Source organism: Aeromonas sp. R7-2, assembly GCF_040908105.1.
GTDB classification, from domain to species: domain Bacteria; phylum Pseudomonadota; class Gammaproteobacteria; order Enterobacterales; family Aeromonadaceae; genus Aeromonas; species Aeromonas caviae.
Genome location: NZ_JBFODC010000036.1, coordinates 554,969 through 575,826, shown reverse-complemented (window position 1 = coordinate 575,826; position 20,858 = coordinate 554,969). Strand labels below are relative to the sequence as shown.

At 61.1% G+C, this 20,858-nt stretch carries 21 protein-coding genes; 8 read left to right on the top strand and 13 right to left on the bottom strand.

Going from position 1 to position 20,858, the window contains the following annotated elements; translation table 11 throughout:
• Positions 1-57: 57 nt before the first annotated feature.
• The 7 genes from AB5Y47_RS18125 to AB5Y47_RS18095 form a co-directional block, all read right to left on the bottom strand.
• A complete protein-coding gene (locus AB5Y47_RS18125; RefSeq protein WP_368220459.1) occupies positions 58-663 on the bottom strand; it encodes an NAD(P)H-dependent oxidoreductase in 606 nt (201 codons plus the stop codon).
• A gap of 54 nt (positions 664-717) precedes the next feature.
• Complete coding sequence (locus AB5Y47_RS18120) at positions 718-1,149, bottom strand: MerR family transcriptional regulator (RefSeq protein ID WP_041212963.1); 432 nt, start codon at positions 1,147-1,149, stop codon at positions 718-720.
• Between the two features lie 577 nt (positions 1,150-1,726).
• A complete protein-coding gene (locus tag AB5Y47_RS18115; protein ID WP_324037383.1) occupies positions 1,727-2,548 on the bottom strand; it encodes a hypothetical protein in 822 nt (273 codons plus the stop codon).
• A gap of 686 nt (positions 2,549-3,234) precedes the next feature.
• Positions 3,235-3,447, bottom strand: a complete 213-nt coding sequence (locus AB5Y47_RS18110) for a hypothetical protein (protein WP_141651336.1) — start codon at positions 3,445-3,447, stop codon at positions 3,235-3,237.
• A 117-nt stretch (positions 3,448-3,564) separates the two neighbouring features.
• The gene (locus AB5Y47_RS18105) at positions 3,565-3,993 is read right to left on the bottom strand and encodes a VOC family protein (protein WP_368220458.1); all 429 of its coding nucleotides are present in this window, start codon (positions 3,991-3,993) and stop codon (positions 3,565-3,567) included.
• Positions 3,994-4,373: 380 nt separating this feature from the next.
• Positions 4,374-4,967 (bottom strand): MliC family protein, encoded by a 594-nt coding sequence (locus tag AB5Y47_RS18100; protein WP_368220456.1) that lies wholly within the window; start codon positions 4,965-4,967, stop codon positions 4,374-4,376.
• 110 nt (positions 4,968-5,077) lie between these two features.
• Positions 5,078-5,446 carry a DUF2061 domain-containing protein gene (locus tag AB5Y47_RS18095; protein ID WP_102948403.1) on the bottom strand — a complete coding sequence of 123 codons (369 nt, stop codon included), beginning with the start codon at positions 5,444-5,446 and terminating at the stop codon, positions 5,078-5,080.
• 179 nt (positions 5,447-5,625) lie between these two features.
• On the opposite strand from AB5Y47_RS18095, the gene AB5Y47_RS18090 reads away from it, so the two are divergent.
• Complete coding sequence (locus AB5Y47_RS18090; protein ID WP_039040192.1) at positions 5,626-5,847, top strand: hypothetical protein; 222 nt, start codon at positions 5,626-5,628, stop codon at positions 5,845-5,847.
• Between the two features lie 114 nt (positions 5,848-5,961).
• Here AB5Y47_RS18090 and AB5Y47_RS18085 read toward each other — a convergent pair whose 3' ends face one another.
• Entirely contained in the window at positions 5,962-6,558 is a 597-nt protein-coding gene (locus AB5Y47_RS18085) for an FMN-dependent NADH-azoreductase (protein WP_368220454.1), read from the bottom strand.
• 110 nt (positions 6,559-6,668) lie between these two features.
• On the opposite strand from AB5Y47_RS18085, the gene AB5Y47_RS18080 reads away from it, so the two are divergent.
• On the top strand, positions 6,669-7,598 hold the full coding sequence (locus AB5Y47_RS18080; protein ID WP_368220452.1) for a LysR family transcriptional regulator: 930 nt from the start codon (positions 6,669-6,671) through the stop codon (positions 7,596-7,598).
• Between the two features lie 50 nt (positions 7,599-7,648).
• Here AB5Y47_RS18080 and AB5Y47_RS18075 read toward each other — a convergent pair whose 3' ends face one another.
• The 3 genes from AB5Y47_RS18075 to AB5Y47_RS18065 are packed head-to-tail and all read right to left on the bottom strand — an operon-like array spanning position 7,649 to position 10,861.
• A complete protein-coding gene (locus tag AB5Y47_RS18075; protein WP_010675514.1) occupies positions 7,649-8,503 on the bottom strand; it encodes a 23S rRNA (adenine(2030)-N(6))-methyltransferase RlmJ in 855 nt (284 codons plus the stop codon).
• Positions 8,497-8,958: a DUF2390 domain-containing protein gene (locus AB5Y47_RS18070; RefSeq protein WP_039040190.1), complete on the bottom strand. Its 462-nt coding sequence runs from the start codon at positions 8,956-8,958 to the stop codon at positions 8,497-8,499. The genes AB5Y47_RS18075 and AB5Y47_RS18070 overlap by 7 nt, the downstream gene beginning before the upstream one ends.
• Positions 8,951-10,861, bottom strand: coding sequence for an ABC transporter ATP-binding protein (locus AB5Y47_RS18065; RefSeq protein WP_151027891.1), 1,911 nt, complete (start codon positions 10,859-10,861; stop codon positions 8,951-8,953). Before AB5Y47_RS18065 ends, AB5Y47_RS18070 begins: the two co-directional genes overlap by 8 nt.
• A gap of 147 nt (positions 10,862-11,008) precedes the next feature.
• Here AB5Y47_RS18065 and AB5Y47_RS18060 point away from each other — a divergent pair, with 147 nt between their 5' ends.
• The 3 genes from AB5Y47_RS18060 (at position 11,009) to AB5Y47_RS18050 (ending at position 14,127) form a co-directional block, all read left to right on the top strand.
• Positions 11,009-11,419 (top strand): CBS domain-containing protein, encoded by a 411-nt coding sequence (locus tag AB5Y47_RS18060; protein WP_041212425.1) that lies wholly within the window; start codon positions 11,009-11,011, stop codon positions 11,417-11,419.
• Positions 11,420-11,746: 327 nt separating this feature from the next.
• Complete coding sequence (locus tag AB5Y47_RS18055; protein WP_043156284.1) at positions 11,747-12,847, top strand: porin; 1,101 nt, start codon at positions 11,747-11,749, stop codon at positions 12,845-12,847.
• Between the two features lie 335 nt (positions 12,848-13,182).
• Positions 13,183-14,127 (top strand): chemotaxis protein CheV, encoded by a 945-nt coding sequence (locus AB5Y47_RS18050; protein ID WP_041212426.1) that lies wholly within the window; start codon positions 13,183-13,185, stop codon positions 14,125-14,127.
• An 87-nt stretch (positions 14,128-14,214) separates the two neighbouring features.
• On the opposite strand, the gene AB5Y47_RS18045 is transcribed toward AB5Y47_RS18050, so the two are convergent.
• Complete coding sequence (locus tag AB5Y47_RS18045) at positions 14,215-14,823, bottom strand: arylesterase (RefSeq protein ID WP_319907159.1); 609 nt, start codon at positions 14,821-14,823, stop codon at positions 14,215-14,217.
• Positions 14,824-14,880: 57 nt separating this feature from the next.
• On the opposite strand from AB5Y47_RS18045, the gene AB5Y47_RS18040 reads away from it, so the two are divergent.
• Together AB5Y47_RS18040 and AB5Y47_RS18035 are read left to right on the top strand one after the other, a co-directional pair.
• Positions 14,881-15,591: an ABC transporter ATP-binding protein gene (locus AB5Y47_RS18040; protein ID WP_042016058.1), complete on the top strand. Its 711-nt coding sequence runs from the start codon at positions 14,881-14,883 to the stop codon at positions 15,589-15,591.
• Positions 15,592-15,655: 64 nt separating this feature from the next.
• A complete protein-coding gene (locus AB5Y47_RS18035) occupies positions 15,656-18,097 on the top strand; it encodes an ABC transporter permease (protein ID WP_049636604.1) in 2,442 nt (813 codons plus the stop codon).
• Positions 18,098-18,139: 42 nt separating this feature from the next.
• Here AB5Y47_RS18035 and AB5Y47_RS18030 read toward each other — a convergent pair whose 3' ends face one another.
• Positions 18,140-19,045 carry a TIGR01777 family oxidoreductase gene (locus tag AB5Y47_RS18030; RefSeq protein WP_368220450.1) on the bottom strand — a complete coding sequence of 302 codons (906 nt, stop codon included), beginning with the start codon at positions 19,043-19,045 and terminating at the stop codon, positions 18,140-18,142.
• A gap of 245 nt (positions 19,046-19,290) precedes the next feature.
• Here AB5Y47_RS18030 and AB5Y47_RS18025 point away from each other — a divergent pair, with 245 nt between their 5' ends.
• On the top strand, positions 19,291-20,832 hold the full coding sequence (locus tag AB5Y47_RS18025; protein WP_368220449.1) for an EAL domain-containing protein: 1,542 nt from the start codon (positions 19,291-19,293) through the stop codon (positions 20,830-20,832).
• Positions 20,833-20,858 lie beyond the last annotated feature (26 nt).

Sequence of the window (20,858 nt, the reverse complement as noted above, 5' to 3'; positions counted from 1 at the left end):
ACAAAAGCCCCGCAACTGCGGGGCTTTTTAATGGGCAAAACATGCCCATGGCAGGGATTAGGCGGGGCGCCTGCCCAGCCGCTGCACATCCTGGCGGGCGGCGGCCCCGGCCTGGCTGAGCCAGCGCTGGCGCGCCCCCTCACTCGAGGTATGGACGGGCCCCAGATGCAGGCGGTGGGTCAGCCGGATACCGCACAGCCCCAGCACCGGCTTGTCCAGGGTGCGATCCAGGGGGGCACCCTGCCACCAGCGGTAATACCAGGGGGGGCTGTCCATGGTGAGCAGCAGGCGCGCCGTCTTGCCGGCGAGCAACTGCTCCGGGTACGCCTTCCCCGGCTGGTAGCGAAAGGCGAAACCCGGCAGCAGGGTGCGATCCAGCAGCCCCTTGAGCCGGGCAGGCAGGTGGCCCCACCAGACGGGGGCGACGATCACCAGATGATGAGCGGCAGTCAGGCTCTGCTGCACCGCCTGCAGATCGGGCTCGAGGGGCTGCGCCTCGTCATAGCCATGGTGAAGATCCGGCGCGAAGGTGAGCTCCCCCACGTGATGCAGGGTGACGCGCGCGCCCCCTTGCTCGGCACTGCGGGCATACTCCCGGGCGAGGGCGTGGCAGAGGCTGTCGGGTTTGGGGTTGCCGTTGAGAACAAGCAGGTTGGGGGTCATGGTATGGCTCCTTGAAGTGAGCCCCCATTACACCCCTTGTCCCATGGGACAGAGTCAAGCCACCTTTTGCCCCCGATCCGCGGCGGCGGGATGATCCCGCCCGTCGGGGGATTGCCGCGCCGGGGCGCCATAGCGGCAGGGGTGCTGCGCCAGCAGCGTGGCGCACTGGCTCAAGCCCTGATGCTGGCGTTGCAGCCTGGCGACCTCCGCCTCGATCTGCGCCAGCTTGTCCGCGATAAGCTGCTCCACCTTCTGCCAGGGGAAGTGATCGAGGCTGGTGACGCCCGCGAGCAGGGGAACCAGCTCCCCGAGCTTGCAGCCAAGCCGCTGGGCCTCGCGGATAAAGCCGACCCACTCCAGATCCTCGGCCCGGTAGACGCGATACTTGCCGCGCCGCCTGGGCTCGGGCAGCAGCCCGAGCTGCTCGTAGAGACGGACCGCCTTTGGGGTGGTGCCCGCCAGCCGGGCAAATTCGCCGATATACATGGTGCTGCTCGCAAAGGTTGTTCGAGTAGGGGCTCACTATAGGCCAGTGGCAGGGGGGATTGAATCCCCAGGGGGAGGGGGCGCCGTTGGCGCAGTGCAGGGAGGATAACGGTGTGGTTCTGTGACTGCATCGCCGCACCCCTGGCACGGCGCTGGCGCAGTGCATTGCACAGCCGCGCACTGGATATGGCGTTTCCCCATAGCATGCGAGGGCCTTGCCCTCGACGGGGTTTCGCCCGCCCTTCGGGCCGGGAAATGGCCGTGCTGACCCGCTATGGGGCCGCAACAGGTGCTGGTGGACTGGCGATCGTCACTATAAGCAAATGCTGGGTCATTATCGGAAAACCCATAAATTCCATTTATAGTGACTCTGTCGAACCAGACAGGATCACCTAGTGGCGCCAAGAGCTCCCCAAGGGGATTTACCGATCCTGAAGGAGAGGGGGAATATCTCTTTTGTCGGTCTGATGAGCGAAGCGTAATCAGACGATCGCGGTAGAATGATCGTTGGAAGGACGCCTGATAATTATCCGGCACCTATGTGCTGCTTGATTCGCGTATTTTAGAGAATTCTTTGTTAGACCATATGTTCAACAGAACCATCAATGTACTCAACTCTATGAATAGAGTATTCTTGTATTTTAGAGTCGAAATACATTACAACTCTTATTACATTTTCACGCTGAGCGGTTAAATTTGGCAATTCAGCTTGAACCTTTTTTATCGCTATTTTTATTGCTTTTGGTGAATAACAAATTTCTTCCTTTCCTTTTTCACCAATAAATCTAATTTCAATTTCACTATTTTGGTAGTCAATTAACTGAGCATGCTGTAAACCTAGATTTTCTTTCTTTAGTTTTGGCCATTGCTTCTCAATGAAGTCATCTATTTTTGGTGCAATTATCTTGTTGTATGTATGCTCCCAAGCTGGAGATAGAATGAATAATATTGCAGGGGCAAATATGGCTATTAGCTCAGGGGTGTTGTTCTTTTTTATCCACTTGCCAATATTGAGTGTATTGGATAATGAAAGTTCCTCTATTAATATTTTGTCATTGTATAGTGGATATGGTAAATACAACAATGTATTAGGGTTTTCAATTTCAATGAGAGGTTCTATGCCTGAAATACTAAATCCACCAATAGCATCCTCAACATCACCCTCGTTCAAATATATGTCACCAATTAATTGCCATTCATCTGATATACTTGGATGCTGTATTAATTTTAAGTTCTCGATATGGCCGACTGTTTTTTTTAAAATGTCATGATGCTGGTTCATTGGTATGCGGCAGCCTTTATATTTATCACAAAAATCATTTAGAAATTTATAACTTAATTTCTCACCTTGTCTGTCTTGGAGCGTTCCCCCAAGGATTTGTTCTTTTATAACTAACATAAAATATTCTCTAGTTATTTAACATCAGAATAAGCCAAGCCAAAAGGTAGGCGATATGAGTGTATTTTTGTATTTGTGCTTTATGGTAACCCATTATTTTTCATTGAATATCCATATTGCTTATATTTACATGAAAGCAGTGGCAGATATTTAATGAATTACCAGAGTTGTACAATAAAAAGCTTCACCCTGACTTCTTTATCATTTCAGGATGGTAGAGTGTGTCTTAAAGGCGACGCTACCACCCTGGATCTCAGCCTCCAGTCTGCTACGCGTTACCTACTGGTGGGTTGGCATGACTCATGGAATACTCCGACGAGGGGGGATTGTCAATAGGATATATTAATGGCCCGCGAGTAAAGAAAAGGGGGGGATTGCGAATTGCCGGGCAAGATAAAAATGGGTGGCAGCCCATCAGCGAAAGAATAACCGTTGAAAGGGCGACTGATAATTATCAGAAAACATGTGCGCTGCCCAAGTGTCGCCCGTTCGAGCATGCTTTAATAATTTAACCTATGGGCTTCAATAGGCATTCTTTACAATGTCATTTTTATTTTCAAATAATCAATGCAAATTATAAATATTAATCCAAGCCTGTCTTGGAAACACTCGGATATGACCGTGCATCACTATAGGTATTTGCTGAGACTTTTGTTTTTTACTTTCTAAATGGTGTCGAGGTTCTCTTATTTTGATGATACTCCTTTTAGTATTAGAAATATAATGATTGCAACACCGAAGACTGGGATCCCAATACCCGTGCCCAATAACGCCAAACCAACAGCACCAATAAGAAAAGCTCCAATTATAGCAATCAATCCTGTAATTAAATTTTTCCCGGAGTTACCGAAAATAAAAATCATGATAATTATTGCAACTATGGCAAATACAATAGGCATAAATAATCTCTAACAAAGTTAATATGGTTTAATAAATTATGGGTACATCTTTTCTAGTAAGGTATATTTACTTATCGTCCTACGACGAGATCCCAATCATGGATTTTCCAACCTTTTTTAAAACTGAATTTCCACCGACTCCGCACTGCGTGTTGCCTCGCCGTGATAAACCGCTTCGATATTATTGCCGTCCGGATCGAGGACAAAGGCGGCGTAATAGCCGGGGTGATAGGCTCGCTCGCCGGGGGCGCCGTTGTCCTGGCCGCCGTGGGCCAGCGCTGCCTGATAGAAGCGATCGACTGTGGCGCGGTCCTGCGCCTGGAAGGCGAGGTGATGGCGACCGGTCAGTGCGCCGAGCGCAGCCGGGCTGTCGATGGATGTGACAAACAGCTCGTCAGCCCAGAAGTAACCCTCACCCGCTCCGCCGATTGGCACATCAAGGGTGGCCAGTATGGCCCTGTAAAAGCGCTCGCTGGCGGTCAGGTCTTTCACCACCAGTTGGAGATGGTCGATCAGCCGACCCTGATGCAGTGTGTGCGTTTCCATACATTCACTCCACTCGACATGGTTGAATCAGTCACTTACCTCTGACCGGTTGTGCCCTTTGGCGACGCTACCGCACTGGATTTCAGCTTCCAGCTTGCTGCGATTGACCAAAAGGACGTGGTTGGCATGGCTCATGGGAGACTCCGACGAGGCGTGTGTTGCCAATTGGCTATATTAACGGCCCGCGAGCGAAGGGAAAGGAGGAAATGGCGAATTGCCGGGCAAGATCAACAAATGGAGGCCAGCCCGAAAGCCTGGCGTCCGGGCTGGATTGGCGAGAGGGGGCTGGGGATAGGTAAAAGGGGGCGAGTGGCCACCAACTGGTGACCCTCTTGCTGCCTGTACGGGAGTGCTTGCCCGGCCCTTGGCCGGGCGGGGGATCAGTTGCCCGGGATCTCGTTGCAGTTAAGGGTGGGCTGACCGTAGCGCTCCAGCATGGCGTCGCTCCCCTTGGTCCAGAGGGTGAGGTTTTGCCCCTCGTACCGGGCGCCGCTGGCGCTGGGGGTCTCATAGGCGAGCACCTGCTGCTGGTTGTTACCCTCGCTCAGGTTGATCATGGCGGCGGGCCGCTTGGCCTCGTTGTAGAAGTAGGTGGAGAGGGTGACGCTCTTGCCGCACTGGTAATCGACCGGCATCGGCACCCTCAGCTGGCCGCCTTTTATCTGCAACTCGGTGATCCGCAACTGGTAGCTCTCTTCCACGCACTGGCGCAGATCGCCCGCCTTCCAGCAGTCGTTGCGCCCCTTGATCCAGCCGCGCTGGATGGCGCGCTCGCTCTTCTGCTGCTCGGGGGAGAACCCGGCAATCGCCTTGGGATAGAGGGCTGACAGCTCGTTATCCAGCGCAGCCAGTCCGGCATCCTTGCAGATAAGGGTTTCGGCGGCGCCTTTCGCCTTGGCGCACTCGAAAGACGGGGTGGCCGCCGTGGCCAGCAGAGGGGAAAACAGCAGGGTTCCAAGCAAGATCTTGTTCATCGACAGGGCTCCAACAGGGGGCATGATGCCCCGTGATCAGAGCACACTTTACACCCGAAGTAGGCAGGAGCACCCCGTGTTTTTGGGTGCCGGGCGGCCCTGCATGGCAATCAGACGCCGGCCAGCGCCAAGGTCTGGCGGGCGCGCCACAGCCGCTCGTGGAAGAAGAAGACGACGGTGTTGATGGCAGGTTCGATCAGTGCCATCACGCCGCCGGTGAGCAGCTCGCCACTCAGCAGGTAGGCGACACCGAAGGCCACCGAGAAGTGGACCAGGGCGAAGCTGCTGGTCTTGGCCTGCAGGCTGTGTTCAGGCTTGAGCTTGTGCCAGCCAAGGTCGTGGAAGTAGAAGGCGACCGTGTTCACGGCGGGCTCGATGAGGGCGATCAGGCTGGCGGTGAGCAGTTCGCCGGTCAGCAGGTAAGCCACGGTGAAGGCGACACAAAAGTGCAGGATGGCGAAGCTGATGGTCTTTTTCATGGTGGTGTCTCCTCTGGCGATGAAGGCAGTATCACCCAGAATTCCATTAAATGAAAACCATTCTCATCTATTGGCGAAATAGAAAATGCCTATCGACCAGGAAGGCACCACCAGATAGGGAGTTGCCCGGGACCGCAACGGCGCTAGAGTGTGCCTTTTGCCATGAAAAAGGAGCTTTCATGACCATCAACTCCAACCTGTTTGTTCTCTTCATGCTGCTGCTGATGATCGTCGTCGGCGTGGTGGCATGGCGACTGGCCCGGCGCAAGAGCCGCCACCCGGGGCTTGTCACCTTCCTGTGCGTGCTGCTCTGCCTGGTGCCGCCCTTTGCCCTGCTGGCGCTGCTCATTCTGGCGCTCTGGCGGGACATGCCCGCAGGCGCCGATGCCAGGCAAGCCTAGTCCCCCTCAGCCGCCACTGCCGCAGTCATAGAAAAGCCCCTTGCGGGGCTTTATTACTTGGAATGTCCCGCGCAGCAGGTGGCCGGTTGGAAGGGGCAAGATCGGGTGATGGCCCTACCTGCCGAGGTCAGCGAGCCGAGCATGGGCCTCGCGCATTCCCTGCTCCGCCCCGTGGGGGCGCAGATCCATCCCCTCTGCGTAGACGAAGTCCACCGGTATGCCCATCAGGCCGAGCACGGACTTGAGGTAGGGGGTGACCGCATCTGTCGTCTGTCCTTGATGCACGCCGCCGCGGCTGCTGAACACCAGGGCGTTGACCCCCTCCACCAGCCCCATGGGGTAGGTGTCGGTGTAACGGAAAGTCACCCCGGCCCGTGCCACCAGATCGAACCAGTTCTTGAGGGGGGTCGGTACATTGAGGTTGTACATGGGGGCGCCGATCAGCAGCAGGTCGGCGGCCTTGAGTTCGGCAATCAGCCGATCCGACAGCGCCACCGCCTGCCGGATGGCCTCATTGGCCGGTTCAGCCCCGCGCAAGGCGTGAAACAACGGGCTGTCGAGGACGGGCAAGTCGAGGGCGGTCAGATCACGCACCACCACCTGGTCCTGATGGCCCTGCTCCCGGCGTGTTTGCAGGAAGCGCTCCATCAACTGGTTGGTGCGGGATGCGGGGCCGTTGAGGCTGGATTGCAGCAGCAGGATCTGGCTCATGAGGGAAACTCCATCTGAAACGTGTGAAGAATGAAGGAAGCTTACCAGTCATTTTTTTTCCGCAGTGCTGATAGTATTTCGCCATATTGGTTCCAAAAGGTATGCAATAGATGGCAAACACGCTCAACGGCATCGATCTCTTCGCCACAGTAGTGGAGGCGGGCAGCTTCGCCCAGGCGGCGGAGCGGCTTCACCTCACCCGCTCGGCGGTGGGTAAGGGGGTGGCGCGGCTGGAGCTGCGTCTCGGCGTGCAATTGTTTCATCGCACCACCCGCAGCCAGAGCCTGACCGAGGAGGGGGCGCTCTTCTATCGCCACTGCCTGCGGGCGCTGGAGGAGGTGCGTCTTGGGGAAGCGGCGCTGGCCAGCAACAAGCTCACCCTCAACGGCAGATTGAAGGTCTCCATGCCGGTGCTGTTCGGCCAGCAGTGCGTGGCCCCCATTTTGCTGGCGCTGGCGAAGGCGCATCCCGGGCTGGCCCTGGAGCTGTCGTTCAGCGATCGCAAGGTGGATCTGGTGGAGGAGGGGGTGGATCTGGTGATCCGCAACGCAGAGCCGCCGGACAGCCTGGATCTGGCGGCGCGCAGGCTCGGGGAGCACGGCATGACGCTCTGCGCCTCGCCCGCCTATCTGGCCGAGCGGGGGGAACCTGTGACCCTGGCCGAGTTACCGGAGCACGAGTGCATCGCCTATCTGCGCCAGGGGCGGGTGCTGTCGTGGTGGTGGCAGGAGGCCGAGACATGGCGCGAGGTTCAGCCCAGAGGGCGGTTGCAGATGGACGATCTCAACGCCATCACCCAGGTGGCTATCGCGGGCTTTGGCCTGGCATGGTTGCCGAGCTGGCTGGCACGCCCGCACCTTGAACGGGGCGAGCTGCGCGAAGTGCTGGGTGCGCTCAAGGGCAGGAGCTATCCCATCAACGCCCTCTGGCCCCACAGCCCGCACTTGCCGCTCAAGACCAGAATGGCCATCGACTGGCTGGCGAGCCGCCTGCCCGAGCGGCTGGCCAGCGTGAGCGGGCCGGGTCATCAGCCCCAATGAAAAAGGGCCTGCTGTGACAGGCCCTTTTTCATTTTCTGTGGTTCCGAGGGTCAGGCTTCGGCCTTGTTCAGCCACTCCACCCTGTACTGGGCGCCGGCGCCCTGGGCCAGCCTGGCGCACAGGGGTTTCAAGAAGGCCTCGATCTGCTCGTCCAGCATCCAGGGGGGGCTGACGATGAGCATGCCGGAGCCGTTCATGCCCCAATCGGCAGTTTGGCCGGCCACTTCCAGCTCCGCTACCAGAACGTTGCCGAAGTTCTCGCGCTTGATCGCTTTGAGCATGTCGCGGGACTTGTCCGCCTCTTGCCCGAGGATGGGATACCAGAGGGCGTAGATGCCGGTGGCCCAGCGCTTTTGCGCTTTTTTAAGGGTATCGACCACGGCGAAGTAATCTTCCTTCAGCTCATAGGGGGGGTCGATGAGCACCAGGCCGCGGCGCGGGGTGGGGGGCAGCAGGGCCACCAGCCCCTCGAAGCCGTCGCGATGGTGGACGGCGACGCGGGGGTCGTACCCCATGTTGGCGCGAAGATCCTCCACCTCGTTGTTGTGCAGCTCCATCAGCGCCAGCTTGTCCTGATCGCGGATGAGGCGGCGGGAGAGCTCCGGCGAGCCGGGGTAGTAGTGCAGCTGACCATCGCTGTTCATCTCCTCGATGACACCCAGATAGGGGGCCATGGCAGACCACTGGGCCCGCTCATCCCACAGGCGTTTGATCCCGTCGGCGTATTCCGCCTTCTTCTGGGACCAGTCGCCGCGCAGGTCGTAGAGACCGCCACCGGCATGGGTGTCCAGCACGATGAAGGGTTTCTCCTTCTTCTTGAGGGACTCGATGATCAGGGCCTGGACGGCGTGTTTGAGCACATCGGCGTGGTTGCCGGCGTGAAAGGCGTGGCGGTAGCTCAGCATATGAGATCTCTGAGGGGGCCCTGCTGGGCACCCAGTAACGATAGATAGTGAAACAGGTTGCGGCTGTCGCCGCGAAACAGGGCGAGGGTGCGCAGGGTCTGCAGCAAGACCCCCTGTTGCAGCCGCTCCAGCTCCAGTTCGTGGGCCAGCATGGTCTGGTACTCCTCGGCCCCCACCCGTGACTTGGCCTGCTGGCGCAGGGTGCGCCAGGGGAGCAGCACCGCCTCGGTCTGTACCAGGGCCGGTTGCAAGTCCGTGAGGTCGACCGGGATCCGGAGCAGGTCGAGGTGGTGCAGCAGGAGTGCCAGGTTGACGTTGCCCCCCATGCTTTGCACGTGGAGCCAGTCCTGGCTGCGCTGGCCATAGGCGCCTGTGCTCCATGTCCAGAACTCGGAAGGGGTGGGCAGGGCGTCGGGGCTGACCCGCTCGCTGGCCATCAAGGCTTCATCACGCAAAGAAGGCCTGCTCCATGGTTTCCAGCTCTTCAGAGAGGCTCATCCACTCCAGCTCGACGTGCTCCAGCTCCTCCTTGAGAGGGCCCTGGGACTTGAGCAGCTCGGAGAGCTTGCCCTTGGCACTCTCTTCATAGATGGCGGGATCGGCGAGCTGGTGCTCGATGTCGGCGAGCCTGCCTTGCAGCTTCTCCATGCTGGCCTCGAGCTTCTCGAGCTTCTGGCGCAGCGGCCGGGTCGCTTGCCGGAACTGGGCCTCAAGGCGCTTCTGATCCTTGCGCGCCACCGCCGAGTTGGCGGAGACGGTGCCATCTGCCGGCTTGGCATTGGCCTCTTTCTCCTGCTCGCCGAGCCACTTGTGGTAGTCGTCGAGATCCCCATCGAAGGGCTCGACCCGGCCGCCGTGGACCAGATAGAAATCATCCGTGGTGGTGCGCAGCAGGTGACGGTCGTGAGAGACCACCACCATGGCCCCCTCGAACCCTTGCAGGGCCATGGTCAGGGCGTGGCGCATCTCCAGATCCAGGTGGTTGGTCGGTTCATCCAGCAGCAGCAGGTTGGGCTTTTGCCAGGTGATGAGGGCCAGCACCAGACGCGCTTTCTCACCGCCGGAGAAGGGGGCCACCTTGTCGAGCACCTTGTCGCCGTGAAAACCGAAGCTGCCGAGGTAGTTGCGAAGCTCCTGCTCGGTCTTGTCCGGGGCCAGGCGCACCAGGTGATCGAGGGGGCTGTCATCGAGGCGCAGGGTCTCGAGCTGATGCTGGGCGAAGTAGCCGATGCTCACCCCGGCGCTCACCTCCAGCTTGCCCGACAGCGGCGGGTTGCTACCGGAGAGCATCTTGATAAAGGTGGATTTGCCCGCGCCGTTGCGACCGAGCAGGCCGATGCGCGACCCCGGCACCAGGTTGAGCTTGATCTTCTCCAGGATCACCTTGTCGCCGTAACCGGCGCTGAGGTTCTCCATGGCGATGAGCGGGGTCGGCAGAGCGGAGGGCTCGCGAAACTCGAAGCTGAACTCGGAGTCGGCGTGGGCGGGCAGGATCTTCTCCATCCGCTCCATGGCCTTCAAGCGGCTTTGGGCCTGACGGGCCTTGGAGGCCTTGTAGCGGAAGCGGTCCACATAGGATTGCATGTGGGCCATCTCCCGCTGCTGCTTCTCGTACATGGACTGCTGCTGGGCCAGGTGCTCGGCCCGTTGCAGTTCGAAGTCGGAGTAGCCGCCGCTGTATTCGTTGAGCTTGCCGTTCTCGATATGGATGATGCGATTCACCACGGAATCGAGGAAGTCGCGGTCGTGAGAAATGAGCACCAGCGTGCCCTGATAGCCCTTGAGCCACTTCTCCAGCCAGATGACGGCGTCGAGATCCAGGTGGTTGGTCGGTTCATCCAGCAGCAGCAGATCGGAGCGGCAGAGCAGCGCCTGGGCCAGGTTCAGGCGCATACGCCAGCCACCGGAGAAGCTTCTGACCGGCGAGTCGAGCTGATCGCCGCCAAAACCCAGACCGTGCAGCAGCTCGGCGGCACGGGCGCGAATGCTGTAGGCACCTATGGTATCGAGCTTGCCGTGCAGCTCGGCCACCAGCAGACCGTTGTCATCCGCCTCGGCCCGGGCGAGCTCGGCTTCCAGGGCGCGGAACTCCTTGTCGCCGTCGATCACGTACTCCAGGGCGGAGCAGTCAAGCGCCGGGGTCTCCTGGGCCACGCCGGCAATCTGCCAGCCGGCGGGCAGGCTGAAGCTGCCGTTGTCGATGGCCAGCTCGCCCCGCACCAGCGCAAAGAAGGTGGACTTGCCACAGCCGTTCTTGCCCACCAGGCCCACCTTGTGGCCGGGGTGTATGGTGGCGGACGCGTTGTCCAGCAGCGTGCGGCCGCCGCGGATCAGTTCGATTTGACTGGCAACTATCATGGATGGGTCTGCTTGGCTCGATTGAAGGAGAGAAACTGGCGCGGATCTTACGTGAAATGACACAAATTTGCACTTGAGGGCGGGGGGGATGGCTGCCGCCGGAAAAACGTGTCATAACAGAGACATCTGGGGGGCAGGAGGCTGACCATGTTGATTAAAGAGATCATGACGACCCGGGTTGCGACCGTTTCCATGGATGACAGGCTGAGCGTCATCAAGGAGATCTTCGAGCAGGCCCATTTCCGCCACCTCCTGGTGGTGGAGGAAGAGAAGCTGGTGGGGGTCATCTCGGACCGGGATCTGCTGCGTGCCATCAGCCCCTATCTGGACACGGATGCCGAGATGAACCGGGACACCGAGACCCTCAACCGGCGCGCCCACCAGATCATGAGCCGTGAACCCATCACCGTCTCCCCCGAACGCTCCCTGAAAGAGGCCGCCGGCCTCATGCTGGAGCACCAGATCTCCTGTCTGCCTGTGCTGGAGAACGGCGCTCTGGTGGGCATAGTGAGCTGGAAGGATCTGCTGAGGGTCATGCGCGGCTGGCAGCCGGTCTGACGGGGCGGGGAAGGTGTGCGGGGAGTCCGTGTCGCCCGGCAGGGCTCCCAGCTTCTCGCTTTTCTGAAAGATTAAACTGCATTCATCAAATTTTTCAGATCGCTTGTGTTGCAAAAATGATTTTCATGGTCATAAATTCTACCGTTGTCATTTCATGTGACACTATATGTCGCGGCGTCAGCTCGAATTGATGCTTTTATAATTAATCGTTCGCCGCTTCAGTTCCCATCAAGGTTTCCGGATCTACCTTAGGCCATCGGCACATCAACCGATCATCACGACCGAACTCTGGTCTGACAGAGAGTGCTTACACCTGAGGAAAGAACAATGAAAAAGACAGCATTGACGATGGCCATCTCCAGCCTGCTGCTGGCCGGTGGTGCACAGGCCGCCAACGTTTACGATCAGAATGGTACCAAACTGGACATCGGCGGCCGCGTCAACGGCATGTACTACGGCACCGATGACAACGCCACCGAAGGCGATGCCAGCTACCTGCGTCTGCACATTGCAGGTGAAACCAAGGTTGACGAGGATCTGACCGCGTTCGGCTTCGCCGAGTACAACCTGCCGGTCTCCGGTTCTGACAACGACGAGCTGCGTTACGCCTATGCGGGCATCAAGCACGATCGCTTCGGTGCCTTCAGCTACGGTCGCCAGGACGGTCTGTTCACCAAGGCGGTGAACAACTACACCGACGTGCTGCCGGAGTGGGGTGGTGATGGTCTGGGCAAGGACACCGAGGTGTTCGGCACCGGTCGTACCAACGGCCTGGCCCAGTACATGTACAACTGGCAGGGGCTGACCCTGGGTGCCCAGTTCACCGGCAACAACGACCCGCAGAACGCGAGCCGCAGCGAGCGTGTCGGCCCGAACAGCACCTGGAGCCCGAAAGGTTCTTCCGAGGGGTATGCCCTCTCTGCCAACTATGACTTCAACATGGGCCTGAGCCTGGGTGCTGCCTACAACCAGGCAGGCAAGACCGACGAGCAGGCCGAGAACGTGAGCTTCGGCGGCGACAGCGACGCCAAGCTGTTCGGGGTGGGCGCCAAGTACGCCGTCGGCAACCTCTACATGGCCGCCACCTACTCCCACGGTGAAGATCACCTCTTCGTGGACACCGGCTCCCTGCGCGGTTACGCCGAGAAGATGGATGGCTACGAAGCGGTCGTGCAGTACAACATCACGCCGAAGTTCAAGCCCTCCCTGGCCTACCTGCGTACCGACGTGAAGGACAGCGCTCACGGCATCGATGACACCGCGACCGAATACGTCTCCGTGGGTGCCTGGTACAACTTCACCGACAACTTCAATGCCTACGTGGACTACAAGATCAACCTGCTGGACGAAGTGGGTTCCACCGGCAAGAACAGCCTGAACAAGTCCACCGACGACATCGTCGCCGTGGCCCTGCAGTACAACTTCTAAGTCGTCCCGGACGCACTGCACATCCCAGGACCGGCCCATGTGGCCGGTCTTTTTGTTGCTGGCGGACCGCGCTGGATGACAAGAGCGGCACGCCGGGGTTCAGCAATGGCCCCGTGTGGTCGATACCCTTGTTGTCGGGGCCGGTGCGTGGCTGTGCTTGCCATGAGGCAGTGATGGGGCGATGATCACGCCCCGTGGTCAAGATCCTATCTTTCCTCGACGCTTTTCATTATTTCTATATAGGCTTGCGTTGTCCCGACAGGGAAAGCGGGGCTGGTTGGCATGTCGCAGCTCCGGTGCGGGGCAATTTCGGGAAATGGACGTAAGGGCGTTATATGGCGAGCATATTGGATTCAGTGGATCAACGTACCCAGCTTGTAGGGGAGAATCGCCTGGAACTGCTGATGTTCCGTTTGGGTGCCCAGCAACTGTTTGCGATCAACGTCTTCAAGGTGCGGGAAGTGGTCAAGCTGCCCCATCTGAACAAGATGCCGGGGTCCCACCACAACATCAGCGGCGTCGCCAACATTCGCGGCGTCTCCATCCCCGTCATCAACCTGCGCGGTGCCATCGGGATGCGTCCCATGGCCATCGATCAGGAGTCCAATCTCATCATCACCGAGTACAACCGCACCATTCAGGGGTTCCTGGTGGGGCAGGTGGCCCACATCGTCAACATGACCTGGAAGGACATACTGCCGCCGCCCCGTTCGGCGGGTCGTGCCAACTACCTCACCGCCATCACCCGCATCCCGGAAGGGGGCGTCGACCAGATCGTCGAGATCATCGACGTGGAGAAGGTGCTGGCGGAGATCATCACCTATGACGTGCGCATCTCGTCCGAGGTGCTGGACGAGGAGATCCTGCCCCAGATGCAGGGACGCCGGGTGCTCATCGTCGATGACTCCAGCACGGCCCGCAACCAGGTGCGCGAGACCCTCGCCCAGCTCGGGCTCGAGGTCATCGAGTGCCAGGACGGCTTGCAGGCCCTCAAGCTGCTCAAGGGGTGGTGCGATGCGGGCAAGAAGGTGACCGACGAGATCATGCTGATGATCACGGATGCCGAGATGCCGGAGATGGATGGTTATCGCCTGACTCACGAGGTGCGCAGCGATCCGCGCATGTCCGATCTCTTCATCACCCTCAATACCTCCCTGAGCGGCAACTTCAACGAGGCCATGGTCAAGAAGGTGGGGTGTGATCGCTTCATCTCCAAATTCCAGCCCGACTTGCTGGTGGATGTGGCCCAGCAGCGGATGCGGCAGATCCTGGGCCGTTGAACCCGGCACGCCGAACCATGAAAAAGCCCCCGCCATGCGGGGGCTTTTTGCTGGGCAAGGGGAAGGGCCAGGGGCCCGGCCACCGAGCTACTGAGTCAGCAGAGGCTCGACAAAGCGGGCGACCTTGTCGCGGATCCGGGGCTGGGCGGCGGCCGTCGGGTGCAGTCCATCGTTCATCATGAGTTCAGGGCGCAGCACAATATCATCCAGAAAGAAGGGCATCAGCGGCAGGTCGTTGGCCTTCGCAAGATCCGGGAAGATCTGCTCGAACTGTTGCAGATAGCGCGCCCCATAGTTGCGGGGCAGCAGGATCTGGGTCAGCACCGTCTTCGCCTGGTGCGCCCGGGTGAGCTCGATCATCTTGGTCAGGTTGGCCCGGGTGATGGCGGGAGCAAAGCCCCGCAGCCCGTCGTTGGCGCCGAGTTCGATCAACACCCAGTCCGGTTTGTGGGTTTCGAGCAGGGCGGGCAGGCGGGCCAGGCCGCCCTGGGTCGTTTCACCGCTGATGCTGGCATTGATGAGGGTGTGTGCTCCCCCCTGCTGCTGCCACTTTTCATTGAGCAGGGCAGGCCAGCTCTGTTCGGCCTGCATCTGGTAGCCGGCACTCAGGCTGTCGCCCAGTACCAGCAGGGTCTGGGCCTGGACGGACGCTGCCCAGCAGCACAGGCAACTCACGGCAAACAAGAGACGCATCATGCAGTCAACTCCCACGTTCTATTGTCATTACAGGTTCAGGCAAACAGGATACCCAAGATGAGTTCAACGCCCATTATCGCCGTCAGGGGGCTCGGTAAAACCGTTCGCCTCGGTCAGGAAAGCCTCACCATCCTTGAAGGGATCGATCTGCAAGTCAATACCGGCGAGACGCTGGCGCTGGTCGGTGCGTCCGGTTCCGGCAAGTCCACCCTGCTCGGTTTGCTGGCCGGTCTCGATCTGCCGAGCAGCGGCGAAATAGAGATCCTCGGCCACTCCCTCACCCGGCTGGACGAGGAGGGACGCGCCAGGCTACGGGCCGAGCAGGTGGGGTTCGTGTTCCAGTCGTTCCTGCTGCTGCCCACCCTGAGCGCCCTGGAAAACGTCATGTTGCCGGCCGAGCTGCGGGGGGAGACCGACAGCGAGCCCCGTGCCCGGGAGCTGCTGGCCCAGGTCGGTCTGGGAGAGCGGTTGCACCACCTGCCGCCACGCCTCTCCGGCGGCGAGCAGCAGCGGGTCGCCATTGCCCGTGCCTTCATGACCCGCCCCAGCCTGCTGCTGGCGGACGAGCCCACCGGCAACCTCGACAGCAAGACCGGGGAGACGGTGATCGAACTGCTGTTTCGTCTCAACCGCGAGCACAACACCACCCTGGTGGTGGTGACCCATGACCATGAGCTGGCCCAGCGCTGCCAGCGGCAGCTGGTGATGTCAGCCGGGCGGCTGGAGGCACAGGCTGTCATGGCGGCCAGGGTGGGAGAGCTGTCATGAGTCATTGGAGACAGAGCTGCACCAGGCGATCGTTGGCAGCAGCATGGACGGTGAGGGAGGCGTCATGAGTCAGTGGCGACTGGGATTGAAGCTGCTGCGCCGGGAAGGGTTCAGCGGGGAGCTGCGCTGGTTTGTGCTGGCGCTGGCGCTGAGCGTCGCCTGCGTGCTCAGCGTGGCTCTGGTGGCGGATCGGCTGGATGCGGGGCTCAAGGCCTCCGGGCGGGATTTCATCGGAGGGGACAGGGTGCTGCGCTCCGCGACGCCGGCACCGGCAGAGTGGCTGGCGCAGGCGCATCAGGAGGGGCTGGCCGTGCAGACCACGGTCAGCTTCAACAGCATGCTGTTTCACGGTGATACCCTGCAACTGGCCTCCATCCGCGCCGTGCCCGGGGATTTTCCCTTCTACGGCAAGCTGGAGCTCACTCCCCAGCGCGCCCCGGCGCCCGGCGAGATCTGGCTCTCCGCCAGGGTGATGCAGCTGCTCGGCGCCAAGGTGGGGGAGGTACTCGAGGTCGGCAACACCCGGCTGACGGTGGCAGGGGAGCTGGGCCAGGAGCCGGATCAGGGGTTCAGCCCCTTCCAGATGGCGCCAAGGGCCTTGATCCACAGCGCCGATATCGAGGCGACCGGGGCCCTGCTGCCGGGCAGTCGCCAGCAGTGGCGCTATCTCGTCAAGGGGCCCCGTGACGCCATCACCCGCTATGAGGCCTGGCTCAACCCCAGGCTGAGCGCCGGGCAAAAGCTCGTCAAACCCGACGATCAGGGTACCCAGGTGGGGAAATCCCTGGGCAATGCCGAGCGCTTCTTCCGTCTGGCATCCCTTGCCGGCGTGCTGCTCGGCGCCCTGGCCATGGGGATAGCGGTGCGCCATTTCGCCGAGCGCCAGACCAACATGGTGGCCCTGCTCAAGACCCTGGGGGCCTCGCGGCGCACCCTGTGGCAACTGATGGGCACCCTGCTGTTCTCCCTGACCCTGGTGGGGGCCCTGATGGGGCTGGTGGCGGGCAGCGCCATGCAGTGGCTGACCCTGAACCTGCTGGGGGATCTGCTGCCTGCGGATCTGCCGCCCCCCTCCTGGCGACCCTTCGCCCTGGGCCTCGCGGTCGCCTTCTTCATCACCCTGATGCTGGCGTTCGTCCCCTTCCTGAGGCTGCTCAAGGTACCGCCGCTGCGGGTGCTGCGCCGGGAGCTGGAGGCGGGGATCCCCCCCTGGCTGACGGTGCCCGTGGGGCTCATCGGGCTGTTTGCCCTGGTGTGGGGCTTTACCGCCGACATCAGGCTGGCCTGCGGGCTCATCGGCGGCATGGGGGTGTTGATGGCGCTGCTGGCCCTGCTCGCCTCCGTGCTGCTGCGCCTTGGCAGTCGGCTCAAGGGGCCCCATGCCCTGCGCCTGGCCATCAATCACCTCTCCCGTGAGCGGGGCAGTGGTCTGTTCCAGCTGGCGGGTTTCGCCCTGGCCCTGATGCTGTTCGGGCTGCTGTGGGCAGCGCGGGTCGATCTGCTGGAGGATTTTTCCACCCGGTTGCCTGCCGACGCCCCGAACCGCTTCCTGGTCAATGTGGCGGACAGCGAGCGGGAAGGGATCCTGGCCGATCTGCACCAGGCCGGGGCCATCACCTCGGACTTCTACCCCATGGTGCGCGGGCGCCTGACCCGTATCGCCGGTGAGGCGGTGGGGGAGGATGCGGCGCGGGAGGGGGTGGACAGGGAGCTCAACTTCACCACCACATCGGCCCTGCCCGCCGACAACAAGGTCACTGCCGGTCAATGGCTGGCCGGCAAGGGGGAAGTCTCCGTCGACGAGGCACTGGCGGGACGGCTCGGCATCGCACTCGGCGACGTGCTCGGCTTCACCATAGAGGGGCGGGCGTTCGAGGCCAGGGTGACCAGCCTGAGGTCCATCAAGTGGGACAACATGAGGCCGAACTTCTACATGATCTTCTCGCCGGACGTGCTGGCCCCCTTCTCCCAGACCTGGCTCGGCAGCTATCGTCTGCCGCCTGAGGGGCGAGGGGCAGAGGTGGAACTCATCCGCCGCCACCCCACGGTGAGCCTCATCGATGTGGAGGATCTGATAGGCCGCCTCACTCTGGTCTCCGATCAGGTGAGCCGCGCCCTGGGGTTGATGCTCGGGCTGGTGACGGTGGCCGCCCTGCTGGTGCTGCTGACCCAGACCCAGGCCGGCATGGCCCATCGGCGCCGGGAGCTGCTGCTGATGCGCACCTTGGGGGCGGGCAGCGCCCTGCTCGAGAAGATGTTGCGCTGGGAGCTGGTGGCGAGCGGTGCCCTGGCAGGGCTCTGCGCCGCCATGGTGGTGGAGCTCTGCTCCTTCGGTCTGCAGTGGTGGTGGGAGGGGGCGCAGTGGCAGTTCCACTGGGCCATCTGGGCTGCACTCCCCCTGCTTGGGGCCGTGCTGGTGACCCTGGCCGGACAGGGCATGCGCCGCCAACTGCTGGCGGGTACCCTGAGCGACCGGCTCAGGGGACTGGGGCAGGGGCTGCTCTGATGGCTCGACACATCCCGACCTCGGTCGGGATGTGTCATTGGGTCAACGGGGTGAGTGCAGCAGATTGTCCAGAGCGCCGGGCAGAGCCGGGAAGCTGAAGTGAAAACCGGCCTGCTGCAAGCGGGCGGGCAGTACCTGCTGTCCGGTGAGCAGCAGATCCGCCGCCTCTCCCATCAGGAGTCGCAGGAGGGGGGCCGGTACGAAGAAGAGGTGCGGGCGATGGAGCGTGGCGGCCAGGGTCTCGCTGAACCGGCGATTGCTGACCGGTTCCGGGGCCGTGCCGTTGAAGATGCCGTCACACTCGCCGTGCTCGATGAGAAACAGCATGGCCCGCACCAGATCCTGCACGTGGATCCAGCTCATCATCTGGGTGCCGCTGCCCATGGGGCCGCCGAGGCCCAGGCGGTAAGGGGGCAGCATCCTGGGCAAGGCGCCCCCCTCCATGCCGAGTACCAGGCCGATGCGCAGGATGCAGACCCGGGTCTGGGCCGAGCGGGCCTGCTGGGCAAGCTGCTCCCACTGCTGACAGAGACGGTGGGTGAATTCGTCGTGAGGGCTCTGGCATGTTTCATCCAGAGGGGCGTCATCCTGGCGGCCATACCAGCCGATGGCGGAGGCATTGAGCAGCAATCTGGGGGGCGTGCTGGAGAGTTTGACGAGATCCACCAGCTGTTCGGTCAGCAGCCAGCGGCTGTTGCAGAGCAACTGCTTGCGGGACTCGCTCCAGCGTCCGGCGGCGATGGGTTCGCCGGCCAGGTTGATGACGATGTCCACGTCATTGAGGTGATCCAGCCTGTCCAGGCTGTCCAGCAGGGTGACATCGTGGCCGAGCAGCTCGTAGGCCCGGCTGCCCTGACGGGTCAGCACGACTACTTCGTGCGCCACCTTGAGGTGTGCCACCAGACGGCGGCCGATAAACCCCGTGCCCCCCGTGATCAGTATCTTCATGTCCTGCCTCCCTGACGCTCTAGGGTCTACTCTAGAGCCTGGGTGCCCGATGGACAAGCTCCTGTTTTTATGAGCATTATGATTTTTGTCTCCCAAGACGCCGCCCCCTTTGTTCACGGGGCAGCCGGGCTTTGCGACCACGGGGGGCGCCGTGGCGCGGCGGTATCAGGGGCTCATTCCGGCTTGCCAAACGGGCGCCAGCGGGTAAACTCGAGCGCTTTTTCGCCATGTTCATGAGGGCCGTTATGCCATTTCGACGTTTGAAGGTGCGTCAATTCTATGTCCGGCTGCTCTGTGCCTTGCTGGCCGGTCTGTTGCCCATGCTCCTTGGGCTCGTCATCGTCATCTGGCAGACCGCCACCGGCGTGAAACAGGATGCGGTGGCGCGCCTGGAACATGCCAGGGTCATGTTCGACCGCACTCTGGACAATGCCCAGTTGGCGGCGTCGGCCCTCACCGGCAGCCTGGGCAGGCCCTGTCTCGAGGTGGTGCAGGGGCTCAGGGATCAGGTGGCCACGGTGCCGGATGTGCGCAGCGTCAACCTGGCCAGGGGAGATCGGATCTACTGCTCTTCCCTCTATGGCCCGGTCGATGGCGGCATCAAGCTGGAAGACTATGTCGGGGGCAGGCTCGACCTGATGAAGGGCAACCCGGTCACCCCGAATCGCCCCCTCATCGCCTACCGGGAAGAGGTGGGCGAGTTCAGCGTGCTGGTGGGGGTCGACGGCTACTACCTGCTCAACATCCTGGACATGCTGAGCCGCAACTCCCCACTGGGGCTGGTGGTCGGCAACGAGATGCTGCTGCGAAACAGCGAGCTCACCGACAAGCTGATCCCCAAGGACCGCAGTGGCTATCTAGAGCAGGTCTCGAACAGGTACCCGTTCAAGGTAGTGACCACGGTGTCGGTGGATGAGTACCGTGCCCACATCTGGGACTACTCCAAGGTGGGCGTCATTATTTATCCTCTGCTGAGCCTGCTGCTCGGGGTGGCGGTCTTCTGGCTGATGGGCCGTTCGACTTCGCCGGCCCAGGAGCTGAAACGGGCACTCTCCCAGCAGGAGTTCATCCCCTATCTGCAACCCGTGGTGAACGGGGAGGACGGCCAATGGAGCGGTTGCGAGGTGCTGATGCGCTGGCAACACCCCCGTCAGGGGATGATCTCGCCGGATCGCTTCATTCCCCTGGCAGAGGACAGTGGCCTCATCGTGCCCATGACCCGGCTGCTGATGGCGCAGGTGCGCGAACAGTTTGCGGGTAAGGCGCACCATCTGCCGCGAGGGTTCCACTTCGGCTTCAACATCAGCGCCAGCCACTGCAAGGATCTGAGCCTGGTGGAAGATTGCCGGGATTTCATCAACGCCTTCAAGGGGAATCCCATCAAGCTGGTGCTGGAGCTGACCGAGCGCGAGCTCATCGTGGCGGACGAGACGACGGACCGGCTCTTTGCCGAGCTGCATGCCCTCGGGGTCTTCATCGCCATCGACGATTTCGGCACCGGACACTCCAGCCTGACCTACCTGCAGACCTTCCAGGTAGACTTCCTCAAGATCGATCAGAGCTTCGTCGGCATGATTGGGTCGGACGCGCTCTCCAGTCACATCGTGGAGAACGTCATCGATCTGGCGACCCGGCTCGGTCTGCAACTGGTGGCGGAAGGGGTGGAGAATCAGGTGCAGGCCGACTATCTGAAGTCCCGCGAGGTGACCTTCCTGCAGGGCTACCTGTTTGGCAGGCCCATGCCCATGAAGGAGTTTGTCAGCCAGCTGGCCGGGCAGAGGCGCTGAGGGGAAAGCGCGAGGCAAAAAAAACC